This is a genomic window from Candidatus Poribacteria bacterium, from assembly GCA_009839745.1.
Lineage (GTDB): Bacteria > Poribacteria > WGA-4E > WGA-4E > WGA-3G > WGA-3G.
This window is the reverse complement of record VXPE01000027.1, coordinates 1-22,835: the sequence shown is the minus strand read 5'-3', so window position 1 is coordinate 22,835 and position 22,835 is coordinate 1. Positions and strand designations below refer to the sequence as shown.

The window sequence follows — 22,835 nt, the reverse complement described above, 5'->3', positions numbered from 1 at the left end:
ACCAAAATCCTCAGTTGATTATTAAAAAGGAACGAGCTATCGAATGATCGCAAATCTGCCGATCTTGTTACCGACGACTTCACCACTTTCGTCTCTGGCTTCAACATGATAGATATAAACACCACTCGCGAGTGCCTGATTATAGCGATTGAGGAGTTCAAATGACGCTGTCCCGCCCTTGTCACCCTGTGCCCGTTCACCCGGGTTATAAAGGGCAGTGCTCTCGTGTTCAAGGGTTCGGACTAATTCACCCGCTAATGTGTAAATCCGTATCGTACACTGCGGTGGGAGGTGCGTGAAGAAAATCTTGTCTGTTCCTTCGGACAGGACCGCTCTGTTCGTAACGAAATAGGGGTTTGGAACGACCCGAACTTTCCCGAGATCGGCTGCAATGTCTTCAGGAGAGAGGGTCTCCCCTTTTGTATTGAGCAGGAACTGATCCTCATCCTGTGGTGCGCTAATACCTCCCATTTCAACAGTAAAAACATCGCCAGCGGAGATTTCAGCGTTCGGATCTTTTATAAAGACATATCCGCCACGAATGTAGATTCGGAAGAAACCGGGTGTTTCTGCTGGGTTATATGTATCCCTCCAGCCCGTGCCTGTGAGAATAGCGTATCCAGCGGCGCGTTGGTCGTTGAATTGAATTTCTTCACCCGTATTTTCATCTACCACCTTGACGTGGGTATCATCAACAAACGTAATTGAGTACGTGTGTGGACGATAGTAGGTTGCCCAGAAAATATTCGGCCAGGTATTCTCACCGAAACCGGGGGATTGGATGTTCACCTCCCACCCTGTCACTGTGCCCGCTGTCAGTTTAACGTCGTTAATCGGATTTTCCATCGGAGTTCCGTAGGATACGTTAGCCCCAGTTATCTTCAAAACGATGCCATCGAACATTGGTGAAAGGACTTCAACGGCCTCTTGATGGAGCGGATCGAACCAATCAAAGGATTGTAGCTCAACAACAGTTTCGTCGGTCGTCATATTGACGATCTCGTAGGCGGGGGGTTGATATCCGGGACCGGTGATATATGCCGCGGGCCCCGTTTGCTTGGCACCATACCAGACTATCTTGTATTGATGTCCTGTTACCTTGTTAGGCGCAAGCACCATCGGTTCAACAGTAACGGTTCCCTGTCCGTGCTGTTCTATATCAGCAGTAGGCTCTCGGTATCCCGAGGGTTGGGCGCGTGGAACAACGTGAACCATCGTCTCAATCTGGCTACTCTCCATCGCGATTAACCCCGTTTTTGGGTTGCCTGTATCATAGGAGGTCACGGCATACGTGTATTCAAGTCCATTGGTTAAGCCTTCATCGGTGTAAAAATTCTTGATGCCTGCGTCCCCACCGAGTGCTTGTGAAGGGGTCGAGACGATTTGGAAAACGTCGCCAGCGACAGGGGGACCTGAGGGACCGTCGCTAATTTGCACGTAGAGTCCACCAAAATAGATTCGAGCCCCGGAACGATACGTCCCGTCGGGATGCGGTTCACCTGTATTTGGGTCTTTGATGACGACATATCCGCCGCCATTCCCAGGGAAGGCGGGGTTATACGCCATAACTTCCCACAGCGTCGTATTGATCACTTCAAAATCTGTGCTGGAGTTGAATTTGATGACGTAGACGGCGTTTTTGAAGAAATCCGCGAAGAAAGGCTCATCGCCCATGCCCTCAATGATCGCATCTGACTGCTTACCCACATGCGACACAGTAAAGAAATTGCCGGTAGCACTCGGTTTATCGAACTCCATGAGCATCGTCCAATCTTCGACCGGATTGCCCGTGGATTCATCATAAGAAACACCACGCCTATAAACCCGATACCCCTCAAAAATTTTCTCTGGATCGGTTACATCAATATATTCTTCGATGCTCTTGTTGACACCAGCATCAACCCAACGTCCCTCGCTTTCCCAGACGAGCGTCACCTGTTTATCGGCGGGATACGCGGTTACCAGGGGTGAAGGCGGCGGTGCTGGTGCGACGTAGCCATCATCATATAACTTCTGTGCCCAGTCTGCAGAGGCTTGTAGACCGGAAAGCCCTTCACCGATTGCCACCGCGATAATAATATTGAAGGAATCTCCAGGGGCAAGCGATTCAACTGGTCCGTATGATTGGATGAACCGTTGGTCATCATAGTTTGCGGGGAGTGGCTCAACACCGGGCGTGCTGATAAGCGCGTACATCTCCGCATCCGTCGTTGGGTCGGTGGAGATCGTAATCCGTTTGTGTGCTGTGAAAGGGATTTTTGCCGCCGGATCCTCAGCATTCTCCCCGGTATACGCATCCAATACCCGTAAGCCGATATACCCGGGTGCCGAGGCGTTTGAGAATCCGTAAGAGAGGTAACGATTGGGATGATCTACAGGGTTGAGGGCATCTGGTGTCTGGTCAAGGGCAACGAAGTCGTCAGCGGAGTAACTCGCCGTGCCTGTCTCGTTACTGGAGATGTCTACGTCGTATCGGAACGCCATAAATACGTCTTCGAGCGTGTCGCTCCCAACATTTTTGACGTTATACTCCAGAATAAAGAAATCGTAGAGCGGTGCGTAGCTCCATTGAAACCCGTTGACCACGAGCTCTAAACCCAAAATCAAATCCTTATTCGCCTCAGGGTTTGTGTCAGAGCATTTGAACATGAGTGCTTGGTTCGTTGGTGTTTCTTTTGTTGTTACACCGGGTTTGTTTGAGATAACCTCTGGCACGTCGTCAGTGGGCCAAATTTCGCTGTGCCTGCCGTCTGACGCAGAAACGCCAATCTCCCCGCCTTTTTTCGCACCGATCCAGATATTTCCCTCGAAGATATAGGAATCGTTTGTGCCTGCGGGCCACCATCCTGAAGGGTTCGCTGTAGGGTTGCTTGGAAACCCAACAACTGCTGTATTATAGATAGCCGACGATAGGTTGCCGACATCGAGCGCTTTCCAATCCACGTCTGCGCTCGCCCATAACGCGACGAGCATCAAAATTGTAGATAAGCATATAAATCGTAATAATCTCATAGGTTACGTTTCACCTCATATATTTATTGAATGTTGCAATGACAAATCGCTCTTGATGGAACTTGATGGAAAATGTAGGCAAGAAATGATTCCAGTAAATATCAAAAATGTTTATAAAGCCGCTCGTAATGCATAAGGCTGCACCAAAATATCCGCTGGTATTCCAAGTTCCATGTGCAATTTCCGAATCATGTCCAGAGATAAACTGCGTTGACGAGCCAAGACTTCTGACACGCATGGATGCGAACCGAGATAGGGTTCAAGATCGCGTTCAGATAACCCTCGATTTTCCATGTAGTGAAGAATCGCCTCAATAGGATCTGGTGGTGGAATGGGATAATGCTCATCTTCATAAACTTCTACCAACGTGACGAGCACATCAAGTTTATCCCCTTCTGGTGAACCATAATTTGATCCCCACAGTTGTTCTATTTCCTTTAGCGCAGCTTCATAGTCTGCTTCGGTCTTAATTGGTTTAATTTTCATTGTTATCACCTCAGATTGTAGCGGCGTTAATCCGATTATAGGCTTGGTGTGTCCCAACAAATCGGACGTAAACAATACCGTATTGATAATTAATTGCCGCTACCAAACGGTAGGCGTTGCCTTTAATATTAAACACTACCCGGTTGTTTCCAATGAAACTGGCATTTCGATAAATTGCTTTGACCTCAGATGGTGTTCTCCATTTTGCCCGTTTCACATTAGCATACCACGCTTGCAGAGATCCCTCAGCATTGGGATGTCTTGCCCAAAAGTCTCTTAAAGCACTGCGTGATATAATTCTCATATAGGTATTAAACCATAATTTACAACTGGCAATTCATCTAATCACTGGGTCTCTGCAATTTCAAAAACCCGATACTGTTGCATTTTTCCGTTTCCGATGTCCACTTCGCCTTCGATGAACAAGGGATAATTGTAAACCGTTTCTTTGACAGAGAAAAGATACGGGATCGCACCCGCTTCGCGTGCTATCTCTGCTTGACTCTTGAAATCGCGAGGCCCTTCTTTTCTATGCTTATTGTAAATCTGATACGTTGACCTGTCGGCATAATACATCAGATCGAAATGCGCGCCGACGCGTTCATCGTCAAGAAAGAAGCAGGCGTTCTCTGGCATTTCACGTTGGAGACGTTGCCCGCTCACTTCGTATAGAGGAACCTGACTGTTCCGCTCCGTAACCCTGTAAGCGGCATGCACATACCGTCCTGCATAGAACAACGCGATTATCAGTGCGGTCGTCCGGAGCCCCAGCCATATCCATCTCTGCAGGTTGCGGTGACGAATCAGCATATAAACACCCACGAAAATTGCGAGCAACACCCCGAACCCGATCAGTTGCTCAACAATCCAGAAATTCGTCTGGATAAAAGGCGCGACTTTCTTGAGTCCATCGAACTGATCTCTGCTTTTGACGAGCGTCCACCCGCCAGTGATAACAGTAATCGCGAGCATCCCTGCCATCCAAATAGATGTATAAATCCAGTCTCGTCGTTGCCATGCTCGGCTGATAACTGCTGCGAGACACATCAGTAGCGGTGGCACGGCAATCATCGTCGCCGATGGTGTTTTCGTCTGTGCAAGCGTGTGCGGAACGATCACACCGATCCCCCATGCTAACACAAAAAGTTCCGCCAACCCCCAACGCTTGAATAGGACCACTATCAAACATAATACGGCTGCAATGAGTGCGGCATAGAATACCGGATAAAACAGCGGCATGTAATCAAACAGCGGTCGATCCCAACTTGCGCCCCAACTTTCAACATCTGTGTTCAGATGATCCAACACGCGTTTATGTTCCCAAAGGAATTCCTTGCGATAGTAAATCAGACAATAGATGACCCACGGTGCGACTGTCGCAATTGCCGCTAAAAGTTGTAATCCAATGTCTCTGAGGCGAATCTTTGCCTCTTGCGCCTCGTTTTGCGAGCGATGATCTGATCTGCGTTTCTCGTGATAGATTTGTTTGCCTCGTGCAACACACCAAAAGACAAGCGCGATACCAAAGGTGATGAGCGCGAGGTAACTTTTCGACAGATACGCGACACCCATCGCAACGCCGGATAAGATGTAATTCCGCCGTTTTCCTGTTCGAATCGCTCGGAGCAGGAACCAACACGAGACTTGTACCCAGAGTAACAAAGCGATGTCAATGTGATCCGAATAACGATAGCCGTGAACCGACTCAAAGAGAAACGGGTTAAACGCTTGAAGAAACGCCGCTATGAGTCCCGCCCGTTTGTCAAAGAGATCCGAAGCGATTCGGAACGTCAACCATGTCGTCACAACTAAACTGATTGCCGATGGCAATCGGAGTGCGAACGTATTGATACCGAAAATCAGGTGCGAAATCCAGATCGTCCACATCGCTACCGGTGGTTTGTGTAGCCAGATGTGGTTTTCACCCCAGCCTTTGTAGTCGTAAGGGAGCCACGGTTGATCGTAGAGCGTGAATTTGAGTGGATGTTTCGTCAAATTCCGTGCAACGACGGCGTGGAACCCTTCGTCCCAATACGTAATGCCACTGTGCCCGAGGTTCCGCAGCACCAGAACTCCTGAAGCAATCAGAATGCAGAGAAGGACAATTTTTACGAGTGTAAATTCGCTTTTTAAGCGTGCTCTCCCAAAATTCATCTGCAGTTATAGATTCTTGGCTCCTTCTATTACTTTCAAAGCGAATCGTAATGCCTCATTAACGGCTTGTTCGCTTGGAAAAGCAGCAGCAACATCTGGTTCAAGGCGGACAATGTTTGTCCCAGCAGCGTATTGCTTCGCGTATTTCCCACGAACGCCATCTTTTAGCATCGTTTCGTCGTATTCGGGACGCAATTCGTCATTCAGTTCGGTGGTATCAGTCGTTTTGAAACTGAACAAAAATAGTGTTTGACAACCCGTAGGGGAAACCTCCATCAATCCAATCTCTTTGACTTCCGTGGAAACCGGCAAATCCATTTGCCGACAAACGTTTACTGCTTTAGTAATCTGGTCCTCTGACAGCCCAAAAGCGAGCGTGCAGTGCGGTACCCACTGCCCAACGGTGTAATATTCCCTTTGTTCTTTTGCGTATTTTTTGAAGATTTCATGAAATGCCGCGTGTAGATTCAGCAATTGCGAAGTGGCTGTTGCGCCCCAGTAAACAAACCCTTCCGATGTAGAAAAGATGCTTATGTTTGGGAACGACAATCGGAATGGCGCAAGGCTCGCCGCAAACGTTGAAAGCTCCTTCGCAAACGCATTAAGTTCAAGGTGCTCGCAAATCCCAAGTGATATATGTGGACGATAACCACCTTTGGGCATAGAATCACTAATTCCTGCTTCATCAAGGGCGTGCCACGCGCCGCGAAGGTGTTCTTCGGTTGAGGGATCAAAATACAGTTCAGCAACAAATGGCATACATAACCTCTTTAAAGTCTGTCAAACTCGGTTGAGGACTCGAAGTACAGTTCCAACGCTTCTGCCAGATTGTCTAAAGCCCCTTCTTCACTTTCACCTTGACTTGCAATATCGACCTCTAAACATTGGGCAATAAACCAGTTATCTTCTTTCCAGACACTCGCCGTAAAAGTTTGTGTTTTCATTTTCGATCCTTCCCTTAAACTATCAATTTGCGGCATTCAAGCACAGACTAACAGTCTATGCTACAATACCTGTCCCCATTTAACGGATTCTGCTACAAAGATGGCAACCCGCGTTATAGATCAGAATCCTTGATTCTATTGTAGATGTCAGTGCCCTTGGCAACTAATTTCTCGCGAATTTCATCCCAATCATCGCGGTCGTTTTTGCCTTTGTTAATGACAGGAAAAATCACCGTTGTACGGGTGGGTGTATCCTTGTATTCGTAATCGTATTCCGATTTCGGAAATAATGGCATAATCTTGTCTCGACGCTCAAAGTGGTTTGGTTTCAGAAAGTACAATCGAATATAGCATTTCTGGTTAGTAAGTCTAAGCCACACTTCTACACCAGGGATAGTTTTATTACCCATCCAGCCGTTATTGTGATGAGACATAGGCGGTCCCATAAATAGTTTTCCGAGTTCACCCCTGCGAATCGGTGCCCAGAATTCATCATATTCAATGTCCAGTTGTCTCTCGGTTTGAATATCTATTGCAGGTCGAGCAACATGATGAAAGTATAGTTCCTCATGCGTATTTGCCTGTGCTTGAATGAGATACCAATCAATGCTACTGTCTTCATTTCGCAGATTGCACGTAACAATCATCAGTTCTTCAAAACTTTCGGCTACTAACGCTGCCACATCGGCTTCCTTCAAGCGCGCGTAAGACTCAAGTCTGCCCCAGTGATCCCAATTTGCCTTGCCGAATTGGTTTTCGACAACGAGTGTACCATTTTCACCGACAGCGACAATGTCTGCTCTGCGCGTGCCTACGTTGGATTCCGTTTCAGCGTCCTCAAAACTACCAATTCTGAGCACATCAAGATTATCAGCAAGATCAGCCGAAAAGTCTTCTTCTTGGTTGTAAATCTTTGATAAGGATACTGTTTTTTGACGTTTCATTTGAGTTCGCTATCTCTCCTAAAAGTCAAGACTCACACCCATCATATTTAAGGGTGGTCATTTGGATCATCTACTGACAGTCCTCCAGCTGCAGCTGCGGCATTGAGTCCCCTATCTGCAGAGAGAAAAGAGAGCGGTGGAATTCCACTTGCGATACAAAGTGCCTGAACTTCGCAGGCCGCTGCGAGTTGTACCGCATCAAAGCCGCGTAAACCATAAATTTCAGCTAAGATCATCGCCCGATTCACTAACTGCTCGGTCACTTCAATGATCTGATACTCGTTCAGTAAGTCATTTTTCAAGGTGGCAATTACCATCGCAGCATCAGCCGAGACAATTGTGCCCTCCCGTTTCCGACGCGAGACAGCAGAAATAACCTCAACCCCTGTAATACGGACAGTGTAAATCTCGTTTCCTGCAGCAGGGTCAGTGATGCTGAGAACCCATTGTGAACCAATTTCATTGACGTAACGTTTAACAAGACAACTACTATCCATATAGTAGATCACCGCCTATTTTCGCTCCTCAATAATTGTTTGTGAGACAGGTTTCCCCTTGACCTCAATGAGTTGCCGTTCAATAGTGTCAGCGACAGAAGGGTTCTTCACTTCTTTAACTAAGCCTTTCGACAGTAGGACTTGATGAAATACTTCCAGTTTATCGGCTTCGTCTTGCGCTTTCAAGAGTTTCCGTAAGTGGGACCGATCAGTCGAACTTAACGTTTTTATGGCTTCTGCGATTTCCGGTATTCGCATCGTTCGCCTCCTTATTATCCTATTCAATTAAAAGTTCAGACTCATGCCCATCATCACTAAGCGCGAGGAACTCCATGATAGTGGAACACAAGATCCAAAACGCAAGGCACAGGCTAACGGTCTCCTATGCTACAACTAAAAATCCAAACTCACGCCCATCATAATCAACCGCGGCGAACTCCATGACAACGGATGCGAATGCTTCTGATTGTCAAGCGGGATACCGTATCGGTCATATGTTACTGCGTCTAAGAGATCGTCCAGATTTTTCGTGTTGAAGATGTTCCGAATGTCCGCAAAGAAGGTATAGGTCAACCCACCAATGCGACTCCGTTTACTGATAAGTGCGTCCACATTATAGGTCGCGGGATAACGCTTCGAGTTGATATCGGGTTTGACGGGTGCCCTCGGATTCGGTGTGTAGGGTAAACCGCTGCCATATCTGCCAATTAAATTGACAGCCGCATCAAGGGGCAATTGGATGTCCAACAGTCCAGAAAAAACGTGACGTTGATCCCATGCCAACGGATGGCTTTCCGTTACGTCAGGCTGTTGTCGATAGTAGGTGAGATAGCCCAGATTTCGACTGGAGCCTTTTCCCTTCGCGACGGAATAGGTGTAACTGAGCATCCCAGAGACCGGACTTCCGCCTGTGCGCCACTTGCGAATCGTGAGTTCAAATCCCTGCACTCGCCCATAGATGCCGTGGAGCATACCCTCGAATTCACCGTTGAGGAAGTAACTGTAATCGTTGGTGATGTCAACATGCACGCTATTGACAAGCTTATCAATATCCTTGGTGAACCCCGTGATGTCAATCGTCAAGTCATCGGTGAATTGTCGTATGATACCGACTTCATAAGCGATGGTTCTCTCCGGATCTAAGTCAGGGTTCCCTCTTCTTCGGATTGCACCCCGCATATCAAAATTGAGATTTTCGTAGAGATCATCACCTCGCGGAATCTGATAGTAATGCCCGTAGGTAAAGTGCAACTTCGATCGGTCGGTAACCGGGAAGGAAATACCCAGACGCGGTGCGACCATGTGTTTGGTGGAAGCCTCAACAGGATTCTTAATGATCGGGAGTCCAACTTTATAGGTGCTTTTATCCAATTTAATAGTGCCATCGTCGTTCAGTTCGAGCGGATCAAACGGGTCTGCGGGTGAGACTCCAGATGGATTATACAGGTCATATCGTAAGCCAGCGTTGACGATCATGCCTTCATACTCCATCTTGTCTTGGAGATACATACTCAAGGATTGAGGCTGGACATCATAGTACTCCATATAGAGGTTGGAACTTCCGTAATTTGTTGTGCTGAGATTATAGAGATCGTATCCCAAAAACTCAACACCCGTCTGGATCAGGTGATTTGCTGTAACTTGGCTGGCAAAATCGGCTCTTGCTATTGAAGTTGTTGCCCTGCTGGACCCCCAAGAATTACTGTCACCTGCGACGAAATAGGTTGTATCGTTGTAAGCCTGTTGGGGCGGGTTTCTGATTCTGCCCTCTTCTTGATTCTGTGCAAAGGATTTATCGGGATCCCATGCGTTTTCACCAAACGTCTTTTCCAACGGATCCCACACCTTTCCGGGTTGATGCGCCTCACCAGAACGATGAAATTGCCCAAGTGTCAGCGTATAGAAAGTACCAGAGTTGATATTATGTGAGAGTCGCACGGACGTATTCCGCGCGCTTGAATTTGATACCGGAACGGCATTGGGCCAAAAGCGGAGCGAACCGCCATAGGAATGACTCTCGCCGCGGTTGAAAAGCCCACTTGCGGTGAGTTTGATACTCGGTGTCACTTCAAACTTCAGTTTCCCTTGGAAGATATAGGATGTCCCGTTGCTATTCGGGAAAAAACTGTGATTTCGTGATAGCTGGCTGGAGGCGGCAAACGTTAAACGATTCCCCCATATTGGTCCGCTGAGCGCAAATTCACCGATATGGCTCGGCGATAGATCATACTTCTTCGTGTCATTGAACAACCCACTATACTGTTCGAGATCGACGACGTAACCGTCTAATAAAGTAACCTGTCTCTTCTCATAGTCGATAACAGTGCCATCGGCATCCTTGTAAGGTTGGCGTGTCATGATTGTTTCACCCGTATCGGGGTTAACTTGGGGTTCACCTGTCTCGGGATCCATCACCGGTTGAAGCGGGTTTTGGGTCCTGTCGGCATATACGCCCGGGAAAATCTCCGTAAAGACGACCTGTTCATCGCCTTCCCGTTCTGCTAACTCCGCAACGGTGACATCCTGTCCACGGTAGGGCGTTTGATAGTCGTAGGGTTGCCCGAAGAAAATACCTCTGAAGGGTTCAATCGCAACCGGTCGAAATCCGTTGTCTGGATCGAGCCATGGACCGTATAACGGATCGCCGTGATGGGTCCCCCACTGTCCGACCCGGTACCGGATTCTACCAGAGAATTTATTTGTTCCGACCTTCGTGATGAGATTAACAATACCGGATTGTGCGTCCCCGTGTTCCGCATTGAATCCGCCCGTGATGACTTCCATCTGCTCAAGGGAATTCGTGCCGATACTCAAACCCAAACTTCTGCTGATCGGATTATTAATTGGGATACCGTCAATGAGATACCGAATCTCCATCGACCTCCCGCCCCGAACATGCGTTGAACCGGTTGAGTTCAGGACCGCAACCCCAGGAAGGGTTTGTAAAATCCCATTCACGGTATCGCGGGGCATCGCTTCAATATCGTCCGATTCAATGATCCTCGTCGTCTGCGTAACGTCCCGCTTGACGAGAGGCTTGACAGCCGTCACCGTTATCCCTTCAAGTTGCACCGCAGCACTTTTTAGGGTAAAGTCTAACGTCGTCGTAAGACCGGCGATTACCCCTGTCCCCGCTACAGTCTCTACCGCATACCCCGTGAGGTTAACCCTCACATCATAGCTTCCGGGTGGGATGTTCGTCATAACATAGTAGCCAGCGGTGTTGGTTGTCGTGGTACTGCTCGTTCCGACGAGCGTCACCGTGACGTTTGCCAGCGGTTCATTCGTTGCTTCAGCGGTGATGACACCCGCAATTTTTCCAGTGATCGCAGCAGAGGCATCAAAGTTCACTCCTACTGCCATATATCCCGCAACAAGTAAGAAAAGCGTCACTTTAGTGAAACCTGTGAAACTTGCAAGTTTCCGTAACTCACCGCTAAAAGTTTTTAAGATACTATTTTTCTTCAATTTGATAACTCCTTATCTGTTCTGAATGTTTCCAGACTAAATATATAAAATTTTGATCGAGAAACCCAGCGTATAAATCGTTTGGGGTCTACAAAACATTCTCAATAAATCTGAGGCTTTTTAAGGTGCGTTCGGTATGATATTCAATGAAATTGCCAAGCAGACGCTTAAGTTCCTGATGATTGCGGGTAGAGGCGCGGATTCGGTTAAACCGCTCCCATTCAGATTTCCGAAGCACTTTCAACAATTCGCAACTACCGAGTGCAATTGCCAAGGCAGCACCGTCTCGATTTTTGCACTCACCACAAAGCACACCACCGTATCGGACGCTGAAAGCGATGCCGAATCTGTCTGTCGTTCCCTCTCTCACAGATGAACCGCAATGCACACACCGTGAAAGTTCCGGTCCATACCCTGCACAATCGAGAAACTTAATCTCAAACCCTCTGGCGAGCAAAGGAATATCATCCGCATGAACTAAAGCGTGGTAGGTGGTATGGAGGAGACTGAAAATCTCAGGGCTGGCGATCCCCTCTGATGCGATGCTGTCTACGAGTTCAGCGAAATAACATCCGTAGGTGATGCGTGTGAAATCGGAACGAATCGCGTCAAACCCGTCAATCAGATTGAAGTCGGTGATGTTTTGCAATTCCCGATTTTCGCGATGCTGAAAGAGAAGGGTTCCGTGGTTGAGGAGTTCTAAGCTTCCACTGAGGCGACTTTTTGGACTTTTTACGCCGTAAGCGACTGCCTTAACTTTCCCGAAATCAGGCGTGTAGAAGGTAATGATTTTATGGAATTCTTGGAGGGGAAAGGTGCGAATGACAATCGCCTGGGTTTTTTGAGCTGCCATGGTTTCGGGTGTGGTAGATGCGCTTTCGCTGAAGGACTAAAGTCGGGGCGAGAGGATTTGAACCTCCGACCTCCTGCTCCCGAAGCAGGCGCGCTAGCCGGGCTGCGCTACGCCCCGTTCTTATGTTTAATTATACCTCTTCTGCGGCGGATTGTCAAATTAATTTCAAAATTGCAACGTTCGTACAAATTCCATTCCCTTCGGAAACGGGTCCCCTTCAAAAGTCCGCCCGTGGAATGGAGGTCAGCAATTCCTACTTTTAAGATGCATCACCGGTGTCGATATCTGGCACCCGAAGATGAATCCTATGGACGCGACGTTCATCCGCCTCGAATACGGTAAAACGGATTCCGCGGTAGGTAAATTGATCGCCCTGTGCAGGCACGCGCCCGAGATGGTCTACGACAAAGCCACCGATTGTATCAATGTGTTCCGCTTCAAGCTCTGTCCCGAGTTTTTCGTTCAACTCAATAAGATTCAGCCTCGCATCCACCGAATAGGTGTTGACATCTATCTGGACGTAGTCATCCTGTTCATCGATTTCGTCTTCATCGTGGATTTCGCCGACAATTTCTTCGATGATATTTTCTAACGTCACAATCCCAGCAGTGCCGCCGTATTCATCCACAACGATTGCGATGTGCTGTTTATGCGCTCGAAGTTCCCGGAAGAGTTCTGAAATATTCTTACTCTCTGGTGTGAAAAAAGGACTCCGATCAACGATCAGTTCCCCCAAATTGATCGGTTCGCCTTTCTCCCAGCAATCCAACATATCTTTAACGTGTAAAATGCCGACAATTAGGTCGATGGTTTCCTCATAGATGGGAATACGGGTATGTCGGCAGGCGATGGTTGTCTGTAAAACCTCGTCCCCAGGGGTGGTAACTTCAAGACAGATCATGTCGGTCCGTGCAACCATGATTTCTCGAACGACTTTATCTGGCAAATCTAAAATCCGAGAGATCATTTCTCGGTCGTCTGGTTCTAAAATTTCTTGGCTATCGGCGACGTTATCGAGGGTCTCCAAAACCTCTGGAGATACGAGGCTGTCTTGTGCTGTGGTCACCTTACCTCCAAAGACGCGGACGATAAGGTTTGCGAGGAAATTCAAGGGGATTAAAACCACGAATCCGCCCCAATAGAGCGCACGGAGCACCCTGAGTGCTCGAATCGTGGCTTCCCCCGTGCTACCCTGCACATAATTTTTCGGAAACAATTCAGTAAAGACGACGAAACAGGCGACTGCGAGAGCCGCATTCGCCACTGGATATTGGTATTCCCAAAACGTCATAAATACCATAACGCTCACCACTATCAGAATCGTTTTAGCGGTGATAATGGTCAACGAGTAGTGGCGCGGGTTGCGCAATAGGGAAGTTAGTAGTTCGTAGCGTTTGCCGCCCTCCTCGGCAAACTTGAGAATATCATCTCGCGTTAACCGAGCAAGTAACGCTTCGGCAGCTGAAAACAGCGCATTGAGAATTAAAAGTATGCCTAAGCTAACAAGTTTGATGACTAAGGCTAGGTCGTCCAAACGTAAAATCACACTCCTAATAACGGACCAATTTCGCGGTGATCAGATTTTTAATTTTACCTTTCCTGTAGTAACCGAAAGATACTCTCCTGTTTCTCAAACATGATCTCGGCTTCTTCTTGCGTTTGATGGTCGTAACCGAGCAGATGTAGCATGCCGTGGACGGTGAGCAACGCGGTTTCGGTTTCAAGATTACCGCAATCTCCACTCAGTCCATCTCTCGTCAATGCTTGCCGCGCAGCGGTTTCAAGGGAGACAACAAGATCCCCAAGCAAACTTGGATTTACATCACCATCTTCACCTTCACGCATTGAAAACGCTAACACATCTGTCGGTGCATCAGTACCACGATACTCGCGGTTGAGTTGTCTCATGTCACTATCATCTGTCAAGAGGACGCTGACCTCACACGGTTCTGCGTCATGCGCCTTTAGCGTTGCACGCACCGCGTTGTAAACCACTTCTACATCAAAAGTGGTATCGCGACTCGTATTGGTAACCCGAATCAAAACGGTTATCCTTCTTCACTGGCGGCATCCGATGGATTCACCCCGTTGCGTCTCGTATTGTGCGGCGATGCCTGCTCATACGCCTCAACAATCCGTTGGACCAATTCATGCCGGACGACATCAACTTTAGAGAAATAGACGAACTGGATACCTTTGATATCCGAAAGCACCTCTTGTGCGTCTGCGAGTCCTGAGACCTTATGGTTCGGCAGATCGGTCTGCGTAATATCGCCCGTAACTACGGCTTTTGAATCGAAACCGAGTCGGGTCAAAAACATCTTCATTTGCTCAATAGTAGCATTTTGTGCTTCATCCAAGACGACAAACGAGTTATTGAGGGTCCTACCTCGCATGAACGCAATAGGTGCGACTTCAATCACATTGCGTTCAATGTATTTGTCGAGTGTATCTGCGGGCATCATATCGTAGAGGGCATCGTATAACGGGCGTAGATAAGGATGGACTTTGTCTGCGATGTCACCCGGTAGAAAACCGAGACGTTCACCGGCTTCAACTGCGGGACGCGTCAAGATAATACGACTCACCTGTCCGCTTTTGAGTGCAGAAACCGCCATCGCCATAGCGAGATACGTCTTTCCCGTTCCCGCCGGTCCGATGCCGAAGACCAAATCGTTGTGCTTAATTGCCTCAACATATCGTTTCTGCCCAGCAGTTTTCGGACGAATCACACCGCGTTTCGAGAATACTGGAATAGACTCGGCTCCAGTTTCCTCTAAAATATCGCGTTCACCCGCACTCGACGCTCGAATTACATAGTTGACATCGGCTGTCTGAATGCGTTCTCCTTTCCGGATGCGGTGAAGTAGAGATTCGAGAACTGTTGTCACCCGGTTAACTTCTGTAATATCTTCACCAATGACAGCGACGCTGTCGCTTTTCAAAACAACGCGCACATCAAACCCATCTTCGATGATTTTCAAGAAGGCATCACTTTGTCCGAAGAGGGCTTGCACTTCAGCATTGCTCTGTATGGGAACACCCTTTGATTCTTGTTTTTGCAATCGAATTCTAATCCTCCGGCTATTTGAACGGGAAACCTATAGGTTTCGCCGCGTGTGTTCTGTCTAAACCTTAGCACACCTGCTAAAAAATGTCAAATTTCAGGAGTTATACACAATTTTCTAATTTACCTTGCGGGGAACAACGATAGACAACCTCGTCATTCATTTTTATTTTACAAGATTTTTAAACAAAAGTCAAGTGGATTTTATTACCTGCCATAGAATTTAACTTCTCGGATTGAGGCACCTTTAAGCGGGATTCGCAATTCACCTATTTCGTTGCCGTGGGACACATTATCTGAATCCTCCAACGCATTCGCTGTCAATCGCAAATACAGCACTATTCGTTCAATTTGGAATTTCACTGGGAGTGTGCCTTCTACACGCTGGGAGCGTTTATCCTCTACCGCCGTAAACGAAAGCATCCACTTCGGCGATTTCTCTTCAGCAGTGGCATCCAAAGCGAAATTAGGAATGGTCGATGCGGGGTAGACTTCGATATACTTGATATAGGTCGGCGCGTCGAGTTTAATCAACGTCTCGGTTTTTAGACTCCCTATCACTCGACGCTGATATTGGCGTGACGCGTATCTCAAGTTTCGCACAAACTCTTTTTTGATGGACCCTTTTGCCGCAAAGGTGCCTACCGTCGACAGGTCGCCATCCACCATCTCAGGATTTTGTGTACAAGAAAGCCGCGAAGCTGGTATTGCGATAGGGGGTGCTTCTTGCAACAAGGCACAGCCTATAACACCGAACACCAGCAACAATAGAACGCCGAACATTCGCAATTTCATTTCTCGGCCCTCTTCATCAGATAGGAAACTCTTCTTATGGCAAAGTCAGCGATTCAGTAGACATCGGATAATTGGCGAGGTTAGGATACCCCGCCAGCGAAGATGACGCTTTTGCGTTTCCATGATCCACCCAGCATGTCCACTTACTTTTCTGTTTTACTATACAACGGCTGTTGTCCGTAGAGTTTGATTTCGCGAATGGAAGCCCCTTTCAATGGAATGTCAATTCCTTCGTTACTTACGCTGTCATCAAACCGCGTGGCATCCTGTCGATCCTCTACTGCATCTGCCGTCACGCGTAGGTAAAGCAATTCCCTTTCCACTTGGAATTTCACCGGTTTTGTGCCTTCTACATCTTCATACTGTTTGTCATGCACAGGCTTGAAACCTGTACCGGATTCACCGAAGTGACGTTCCGATTCATCCAAGGCGGTGCTGAGTGCCAAAGTGGGAATAGGCGACGCCGGATAAACTTCCACAGAACTCACATACATCGGTTTTTCCAGTTTAATCAAAATCTCACATCGGATTGTTCCGTCAAGCTCTGTTACATACTGGTTTTTGCCGTAGAAACCCGACTCGCCCTCCACGATATCATATTTTTTTTCCACAGCCCCTCGCACTTCAAAAGTCCCGACTGTTTCCAAGTTACCATCTACTATTTCGGGATGGGTGTCGCAGGTCAGTCGAGAAGATGCGATTTCCTCAATAGGCGTGTCCTGAAGCCAAGTTAAACGCGACGGTAGAATTTCCGTTCCCGATTTCCCTTGAAGTCCTGCACAACCAGCGATGCTGAACGACAGCAACAATAAAATGCTAAACGCCCATTTCTTCATTTTCTCGCTCCTTCCCCGTTACGGGGTCTGATGGATGTAAAATTTGACTTCCCGGATGGAAGCCCCTTTCAGTGGAATCTCAACGCCTGAGTTCGCGGTTCGTTCGGAATTCTGTCTGTCCTCTATCCCATCTGCACTCATTCGCAGATAAAGCACCTCTCGTCCGATACGATAACGCACTGGGTTCAGCCCTTCTATGTCCTGATGCTGCTTGTCGGACACCCGTTCAAAGGCGATATCAAAGCGCGGGGGGTCATCGGTCGTTGTCATCATCGCGAAATTCGGAATCAGTCGCGATGCCGGATAGACCTCTACATGGGAAACATAGGTCGGAGCATCCAGTTTGATAATCGCCTCTGTCCGGCGTTGCCCTTCAACCTGTGTTATGTAACGCCGTTGTGCATAGGCAAGCCCGCGCCCCTGCCCTTCGTGAAGGATATACGCTTTTCGGACAAATCCCCTCACTGCGAATGCGCTCTCCGTCTCCAGATTACCATCTACAAACTCTGGGTTAGATTCACAGGTGAGGCGTGACGCCGTCATCTCACCAATGGGCTGATTCAGGGCAGCACACCCCGCAATACCGATAAGCAAAACAAACAAGCCGTAGACTTTCATTTTCTCCTCCTGTTGCATGTTTACGGCACACGGCGTGTGCCTACCACTATACGGGAACCGGAACATCAAAGCGTTCTGCGGCTTCAACGAGGCGATTCCAAGTCGGCTCTTCTATGGGTATACCTTCACGCAGGCGTTTCTGGCGGTTCCGTTCCTCAAATTCTCCAGGGGCATAGATTTCGTCAACACCGGGCAACCGCGCGGAAGACTTCACCCACTCTACAAGATACGCGATCTCTTGTTCATAATCCGCTAAATCGATGAAATCTTCAATTTTAATCGCAAACATCACAATACCACTCGCGCCGCGGGTCGGTTCTTCACGGCTACATCCTGCCCAAGACAACCCACCCGCGATGGCATCTATCATCACACCGAGACCAAACCCTTTGTGTCCGAACTGGAAACCACCGAGTGGCATAACGGCTGTGTCCTGTGGACGTTCACGAAACGCATTCGGGTCGGTGAGCGGTTCACCTTCGGCATCTATCATCCAGCCTTCCGGTATAGATTCACCACGCGCCGTCTGAACGAGCAATTTCCCGCCTGCGACGACACTGAGCGTCATATCAAGGAGAAGAGGTTCCCCGCCCTGACGCGGCACTGAGATCGCAATCGGATTCGGTGGCAGTCTGCGAGAAGTCCCACCGTGCGGATGCATGAAACGTCCACCGCCGTTGAGCAGAACGATCCCGATCATACCAGCACGTGCCGCAATCGGTGGATATTCACCCATCCGTCCTGCGTGCCCACACCGATGCAACCCAACCGCACCGATCGTGCAGCTTTCTGCCTTTTCGATAGCCATCTCCATCGCCTTACGAGCGGCAACCATACCGAGCGCACCGTTGGCATTGATAACGGTCGCTGCACCGCTCTCTCTGACAATCTCCATTTTATCTACGGCGGGACCCCCTTCCATGCCGCCGATATAGTTCGGGGCGTTGATAACACCGTGTGAATCGTGTCCGACGAGGTTAGAATCGACGACGTGGTCACTGACGATACGTGCGTCCTCCTCTGTGCCACCCGCCCCGCGGTATATGTCATACACAAACTTTCTCAAAACATCATGAGTTACAATCGGCATAAATGCCCTCCCTGAAATTTAAAACAGTCAGCAAAATGAAACAATTCAGAATTCCACACTCTTGCTATACCTGACGAAACCCGTCATCCGTGCGATGCCAATTCTGTCCGTGATTAGGATCACGGAACGGTATATGCCTACCTAACAACTGTTTTAGCACATCGCTTTCGCCTGCCAACTCGTCATCTGTCAGCTGACGCGGCATATCCTCCTGTGGATAGATAACCGAACGGTTATACATACCGAGTAATCCGACGCGGGATGTATCCGTCAGGTTCGCCCGAGACTGATGCCAGATTGCACCGTTCGTGAACATGATAGAGCCTTTCGGTGCGACAGCGATGCGCATCTCAAGCCCTTCTGCCTCTCCTAACTCCGGGCGGCGGAGCGTTTTGTGTGACTCTGGAATACACGCCGTTGCCCCGTTCTCTTCAGTAAAGTCATCTAACATCCAGACCGTCTGTCCCGTCAATGAACCGGACGGGAACGGGGATTGCATCGCCCAATAGGGATAGTCGATATGCCAACCGCCTGCCGGTGCGCCGGGTCCAACGATGTTCGCAGTAAACGTGGAAGCGATAACATCTTCGCCGAGCATCCGTTTCCACACTGCAACCACAGTTGGGTGCTGGATGAAATAGCGGAAGATTGGCGATTTCCCGACGATTGCCCAGACGCGTCGAATTTTACCATCCCCATAACTGTGATCATGTCCGTTGGCGATATCCTCTTCCACCATGTTCCAGACTGCCTCGCGCGCTGCGTCTGCCTCTTCGTCGGTAATCACATTTTCGATGATATGGAAGCCGACTTCGCGCAGGTCATGTTCAACACGGTCAAGTCTCTCTGAACCTAATGCTGCCCCAATTTTATTGCCCTGTATTTGTAGCATATTTGCACCTTTGCACTACCGGATACGCGGTAGATTGCGAACCGTCTCAATAATCCGATCCTCCAGATCGTCGGCATCGCTATCTGGAACCAGATTGTGTTTGTCCATCCACGCGATGTTTTCTGCTACACCCTCTGTAACCGGAACTTGTGGCGTAAATTCAGGTAATACTGCTGCCAACTTCTCGTGGCTGAAGATTTGAGTGTGCCCGAAGTTGCCCCGCAAACCGCTGAACCGCTCCGGTGCCATCGCGATGAGTGTCTCTAGGGATACATGCACAATCTCTATGTCAACACCGAGTGCCTCCGCCGCGGCACGGTGCCATTCGTCCCACGTTCGCGCCTGTGGATGGACGATATTGTATATTTCGCCGAAGCCATCGGATTTGCCTAATATATCTGTAAACGCAATTCCAGCGTCGCGAGATGACAGGAATTGAAAATAGTTCAATCCGTCGCCTGCGGAGAGGATCGGTTTCCCCTTCCGCAACCTGTCTATCCAACTGCCGTCTCCACCCACCTGCCGATGGAGGTTCATGCCGGGTCCGTGTGTATAGGACGGCTTGAAAATGGTTACAGGGAACCCATCGCGTGCGTGAGCTTCTAAGAGGAGGTTATCCGCTTCGACTTTCCCAAGTCCATAGCCGGATGTGCCTTGCAACGGTGCCGTCTCTGGGAGGTTAATCCCGCTGAATGGGGGTCCGTAGGTCATCACCGTTGAACAGTGAACGAAGTGTCCGACGCGTCCCTGACATGCGCGAAGTGCGGAAGCGGCATCTTCGGCGTTGAAGCTAATCATATCAATGACTGCATCCCATTCCTCCGCGCCGACTTTCGCTTCAAAATCCTCACGATTTTTTCGGTCACCATGAATTACGCGAACACCTGGCGGCGGTGGATCGGCGTGTTGTCCGCGATTGAACAGGACGACTTCATGGTTTCGGTTTTGCAGCGCGGCAACAATCCCACGACTGATGTTGCCCGTGCCTCCGATAACTAAAACTTTCATTGGCTGGATTCCTCCTCTATCAAATTTATCTCCATGGGAGTTAATTCATACAGTTCGTATATCAATTGGTCTATTTTCCATTTAGTGTCCGCGACCTCAAAACTGTCAGGGTCATTCAGTATCCGCTGGACTAACTCCGTGAGTTCTGCTTTTTGTTCTTCCCTCCGATCGGCTATTGGAGCCTTCTGCATGTTTCCTATGTTGAGCTTCAACCTTTTGAGAGCTTCGTTCCAGTACTTCCGATGAGCATACCAAGCAAAAAGGTTGCTGTTTAAAATTGCCAATAGAGAGAGGTCTTCTGTTGAGAAAAATGCAGCGGATGTCAGGAGTTTCCCAGAATCATCATAGGCAGCGCTCATAGAAGATGTTGTAGGTGGCCAAAAGATTTTCGGACGTTTTAGATCAGCATAAAAATTATACGCAGGCAAGTCCCAATAAAACTCAGCAGTAGCATAACGGCTCTTATAGGCAGATCGTTCTTTTAGTTTATCTATGTGGGAGCTCATGTGTTTGCTAATTTCTGGATAGGTTTCTGCAAAAATTTGCTCCGCTGTCGATTCATCTTTTCCGGTCCAGTGCCTCGGAATGCAGATGAGACATCCTAATTCTCCTTTCCATTTCCTCGGTTTAAGTAAAGGTTTTATCAGCTCGATGCTATCAGGATCTTCATTGACAAATTGATCACGGGTACATTCATCTATGAGGAACGCGGTGTGTCCTGGCACAATACCGATATGGAGGTTACCGTATCGACTCAACGGTCCTCCAGTTTTTCTCAGTTTGGCAAGCAAAGTCTCAGGTGAGGTTGGCTTGGATCTGTGCCTCTGCTGAGTAGCACCGTAGCCTTCAGAAGCTGATGTTTCTTTGGTTTCCTTCTGTTCATCAGAAGGGGGTTCATCTTTCTCTCCATAGGGAACGTCTCTGCCCTCATCTTTTGAAAAAAGAGCAGTTGGGATCTCATGTTCAGAACTTGTGTGGATATGCGTATTCTCTTGCGTCCAAGCCAAAATGTTTAAGACAGCTGTCGGCCAGTTTTTGAAATAAGCAATTGCGAAAGGTTGAAAGTATTCATTCATACAGATAAAACGCAATTCGGCGACCCTGCGTTTTTGTCCATCCAAACCTTTAGCAATAGCACGCAAGGCTTCAGCATAGCCCGATTCATTGTTGAATCGAATGAGAATAATTCCTGAAGATTCTCCGGGTGAAACACTGAATTCTTGGCAATCTAAAACTTGATTGGCAACTGTCCCACTGAGTCCCAGGGCAAAATTAGCATAGTTTATGGTAATATCCTTAAGCGAATACCCCTCTGGAATAGGTAAGTTCAGTTTTTCTTCTAAAAAGTGCAATAATGTATCTTCATCACCAATGCATTGAATATCTTCTCGTGTAATTTTAGTCATAACATTTTCCCTCCATTGCTTGCAGCGTTATGTAAATTTATGTGCTTTCAAGTCTGTGAAGGCGAGGAAACCTCGCCTCTACGCCGAGCCTACCTATCAGTTCAAAGTTGATGAAGTCCTAAGGTATGTCGGGCGGGGAAACCCCGCCCCTACGAACAATTCTATCTATCAGTTGAATATGGGCAGAACACTATTATGTTTGCTGAAAAGGTGGTTCTTGGATCACAGGAATAACGTAACTCCGAATTGTAAGATCCGCGAGTATTTCTGTTTCTGTCCGAGAAACTGGATTTTTCCGATGATCAAATACAACATAGTATCCCTCGGTTGCTTCCTCCAACTGCATATACGCTGCGAGTTGTTTTTTGCCTGCGGCGTATGAACGCTCGCCCTCCCAAATCTTGGTTTCAACGATATACTTTTGCGAATTGTGAAGAATTAGCAGATCCATTCTACCACGTCCTGTATGGACTTCCAGGTACATTCGCCCCTGGACCAACCGCACAAACTGATCAAGATAGGCAAACAGAAGGTACTGCCCAACAAACTCTTTCGGGGTCTCCGGTACCTGCAGGATTCGATAGCCTGCCCGGGCGATAAAGTTCTGAAAGTTATCAAGTAAGGCCTGTAGTCGAATCTGTCCATCAGGTGCGAGATAATCTAAGAAATCGGTTTCTGCGTCTTCTGGAAAGTATTCGTGCTCCAGTCCATTTATCAGGGGTTGGAACGCTTTCATGATGCGATACTGATAAATTGGGTTGACAA

The 22,835-nt window shown here is 48.2% G+C and carries 20 protein-coding genes and 1 tRNA gene; all 21 read right to left on the bottom strand.

Annotation, left to right across the window (positions count from 1 at the left end):
• Positions 1 to 36: 36 nt before the first annotated feature.
• The 21 genes from F4X88_03835 to F4X88_03735 all read right to left on the bottom strand — a co-directional run bounded on the left by F4X88_03835 (position 37) and on the right by F4X88_03735 (position 22,070).
• Complete coding sequence (locus F4X88_03835) at positions 37 to 3,012, bottom strand: hypothetical protein (protein MYA55405.1); 2,976 nt, start codon at positions 3,010 to 3,012, stop codon at positions 37 to 39.
• Positions 3,013 to 3,123: 111 nt separating this feature from the next.
• The gene (locus F4X88_03830; protein ID MYA55404.1) at positions 3,124 to 3,498 is read right to left on the bottom strand and encodes a transcriptional regulator; all 375 of its coding nucleotides are present in this window, start codon (positions 3,496 to 3,498) and stop codon (positions 3,124 to 3,126) included.
• Between the two features lie 10 nt (positions 3,499 to 3,508).
• Entirely contained in the window at positions 3,509 to 3,802 is a 294-nt protein-coding gene (locus F4X88_03825; protein MYA55403.1) for a type II toxin-antitoxin system HigB family toxin, read from the bottom strand.
• Between the two features lie 41 nt (positions 3,803 to 3,843).
• Positions 3,844 to 5,652: a hypothetical protein gene (locus tag F4X88_03820; protein ID MYA55402.1), complete on the bottom strand. Its 1,809-nt coding sequence runs from the start codon at positions 5,650 to 5,652 to the stop codon at positions 3,844 to 3,846.
• Positions 5,653 to 5,658: 6 nt separating this feature from the next.
• Positions 5,659 to 6,411 carry a 2'-5' RNA ligase family protein gene (locus tag F4X88_03815; protein MYA55401.1) on the bottom strand — a complete coding sequence of 251 codons (753 nt, stop codon included), beginning with the start codon at positions 6,409 to 6,411 and terminating at the stop codon, positions 5,659 to 5,661.
• 298 nt (positions 6,412 to 6,709) lie between these two features.
• Positions 6,710 to 7,540: a hypothetical protein gene (locus F4X88_03810; GenBank protein ID MYA55400.1), complete on the bottom strand. Its 831-nt coding sequence runs from the start codon at positions 7,538 to 7,540 to the stop codon at positions 6,710 to 6,712.
• A 47-nt stretch (positions 7,541 to 7,587) separates the two neighbouring features.
• The gene (locus F4X88_03805; GenBank protein MYA55399.1) at positions 7,588 to 8,037 is read right to left on the bottom strand and encodes a type II toxin-antitoxin system VapC family toxin; all 450 of its coding nucleotides are present in this window, start codon (positions 8,035 to 8,037) and stop codon (positions 7,588 to 7,590) included.
• Positions 8,038 to 8,052: 15 nt separating this feature from the next.
• Complete coding sequence (locus F4X88_03800; protein MYA55398.1) at positions 8,053 to 8,295, bottom strand: hypothetical protein; 243 nt, start codon at positions 8,293 to 8,295, stop codon at positions 8,053 to 8,055.
• A 135-nt stretch (positions 8,296 to 8,430) separates the two neighbouring features.
• Positions 8,431 to 11,505 (bottom strand): TonB-dependent receptor, encoded by a 3,075-nt coding sequence (locus F4X88_03795; GenBank protein ID MYA55397.1) that lies wholly within the window; start codon positions 11,503 to 11,505, stop codon positions 8,431 to 8,433.
• 88 nt (positions 11,506 to 11,593) lie between these two features.
• Positions 11,594 to 12,358 carry a DNA repair protein RecO gene (gene recO / locus F4X88_03790; protein ID MYA55396.1) on the bottom strand — a complete coding sequence of 255 codons (765 nt, stop codon included), beginning with the start codon at positions 12,356 to 12,358 and terminating at the stop codon, positions 11,594 to 11,596.
• A gap of 42 nt (positions 12,359 to 12,400) precedes the next feature.
• Positions 12,401 to 12,475: transfer RNA gene (locus F4X88_03785), tRNA-Pro, on the bottom strand.
• A gap of 142 nt (positions 12,476 to 12,617) precedes the next feature.
• Positions 12,618 to 13,892: an HlyC/CorC family transporter gene (locus F4X88_03780; GenBank protein ID MYA55395.1), complete on the bottom strand. Its 1,275-nt coding sequence runs from the start codon at positions 13,890 to 13,892 to the stop codon at positions 12,618 to 12,620.
• A gap of 56 nt (positions 13,893 to 13,948) precedes the next feature.
• Positions 13,949 to 14,398 (bottom strand): rRNA maturation RNase YbeY, encoded by a 450-nt coding sequence (gene ybeY / locus F4X88_03775; protein MYA55394.1) that lies wholly within the window; start codon positions 14,396 to 14,398, stop codon positions 13,949 to 13,951.
• A gap of 8 nt (positions 14,399 to 14,406) precedes the next feature.
• Complete coding sequence (phoH, locus tag F4X88_03770; protein ID MYA55393.1) at positions 14,407 to 15,423, bottom strand: phosphate starvation-inducible protein PhoH; 1,017 nt, start codon at positions 15,421 to 15,423, stop codon at positions 14,407 to 14,409.
• Positions 15,424 to 15,632: 209 nt separating this feature from the next.
• Positions 15,633 to 16,220 (bottom strand): hypothetical protein, encoded by a 588-nt coding sequence (locus F4X88_03765; GenBank protein MYA55392.1) that lies wholly within the window; start codon positions 16,218 to 16,220, stop codon positions 15,633 to 15,635.
• Positions 16,221 to 16,363: 143 nt separating this feature from the next.
• Positions 16,364 to 17,056 (bottom strand): hypothetical protein, encoded by a 693-nt coding sequence (locus F4X88_03760; GenBank protein MYA55391.1) that lies wholly within the window; start codon positions 17,054 to 17,056, stop codon positions 16,364 to 16,366.
• Between the two features lie 18 nt (positions 17,057 to 17,074).
• On the bottom strand, positions 17,075 to 17,674 hold the full coding sequence (locus F4X88_03755) for a hypothetical protein (GenBank protein MYA55390.1): 600 nt from the start codon (positions 17,672 to 17,674) through the stop codon (positions 17,075 to 17,077).
• A gap of 46 nt (positions 17,675 to 17,720) precedes the next feature.
• Positions 17,721 to 18,764, bottom strand: a complete 1,044-nt coding sequence (locus F4X88_03750) for an Ldh family oxidoreductase (GenBank protein ID MYA55389.1) — start codon at positions 18,762 to 18,764, stop codon at positions 17,721 to 17,723.
• Between the two features lie 64 nt (positions 18,765 to 18,828).
• Positions 18,829 to 19,656 (bottom strand): phytanoyl-CoA dioxygenase family protein, encoded by an 828-nt coding sequence (locus F4X88_03745; GenBank protein ID MYA55388.1) that lies wholly within the window; start codon positions 19,654 to 19,656, stop codon positions 18,829 to 18,831.
• Between the two features lie 15 nt (positions 19,657 to 19,671).
• Positions 19,672 to 20,664 (bottom strand): NAD-dependent epimerase/dehydratase family protein, encoded by a 993-nt coding sequence (locus F4X88_03740; GenBank protein MYA55387.1) that lies wholly within the window; start codon positions 20,662 to 20,664, stop codon positions 19,672 to 19,674.
• Positions 20,661 to 22,070 (bottom strand): hypothetical protein, encoded by a 1,410-nt coding sequence (locus tag F4X88_03735; GenBank protein ID MYA55386.1) that lies wholly within the window; start codon positions 22,068 to 22,070, stop codon positions 20,661 to 20,663. Before F4X88_03735 ends, F4X88_03740 begins: the two co-directional genes overlap by 4 nt.
• Positions 22,071 to 22,835: the final 765 nt, after the last annotated feature.

Coding starts and splice junctions, on each gene's coding strand:
- F4X88_03835 (MYA55405.1), bottom strand. CDS start 3,012: ATGAGATTATTACGATTTATATGCTTATCTACAATTTTGATGCTCGTC.
- F4X88_03830 (MYA55404.1), bottom strand. CDS start 3,498: ATGAAAATTAAACCAATTAAGACCGAAGCAGACTATGAAGCTGCGCTA.
- F4X88_03825 (MYA55403.1), bottom strand. CDS start 3,802: ATGAGAATTATATCACGCAGTGCTTTAAGAGACTTTTGGGCAAGACAT.
- F4X88_03820 (MYA55402.1), bottom strand. CDS start 5,652: ATGAATTTTGGGAGAGCACGCTTAAAAAGCGAATTTACACTCGTAAAA.
- F4X88_03815 (MYA55401.1), bottom strand. CDS start 6,411: ATGCCATTTGTTGCTGAACTGTATTTTGATCCCTCAACCGAAGAACAC.
- F4X88_03810 (MYA55400.1), bottom strand. CDS start 7,540: ATGAAACGTCAAAAAACAGTATCCTTATCAAAGATTTACAACCAAGAA.
- F4X88_03805 (MYA55399.1), bottom strand. CDS start 8,037: ATGGATAGTAGTTGTCTTGTTAAACGTTACGTCAATGAAATTGGTTCA.
- F4X88_03800 (MYA55398.1), bottom strand. CDS start 8,295: ATGCGAATACCGGAAATCGCAGAAGCCATAAAAACGTTAAGTTCGACT.
- recO (MYA55396.1), bottom strand. CDS start 12,358: ATGGCAGCTCAAAAAACCCAGGCGATTGTCATTCGCACCTTTCCCCTC.
- F4X88_03765 (MYA55392.1), bottom strand. CDS start 16,220: ATGAAATTGCGAATGTTCGGCGTTCTATTGTTGCTGGTGTTCGGTGTT.
- F4X88_03760 (MYA55391.1), bottom strand. CDS start 17,056: ATGAAGAAATGGGCGTTTAGCATTTTATTGTTGCTGTCGTTCAGCATC.
- F4X88_03755 (MYA55390.1), bottom strand. CDS start 17,674: ATGAAAGTCTACGGCTTGTTTGTTTTGCTTATCGGTATTGCGGGGTGT.
- F4X88_03750 (MYA55389.1), bottom strand. CDS start 18,764: ATGCCGATTGTAACTCATGATGTTTTGAGAAAGTTTGTGTATGACATA.
- F4X88_03745 (MYA55388.1), bottom strand. CDS start 19,656: ATGCTACAAATACAGGGCAATAAAATTGGGGCAGCATTAGGTTCAGAG.
- F4X88_03740 (MYA55387.1), bottom strand. CDS start 20,664: ATGAAAGTTTTAGTTATCGGAGGCACGGGCAACATCAGTCGTGGGATT.
- F4X88_03735 (MYA55386.1), bottom strand. CDS start 22,070: ATGACTAAAATTACACGAGAAGATATTCAATGCATTGGTGATGAAGAT.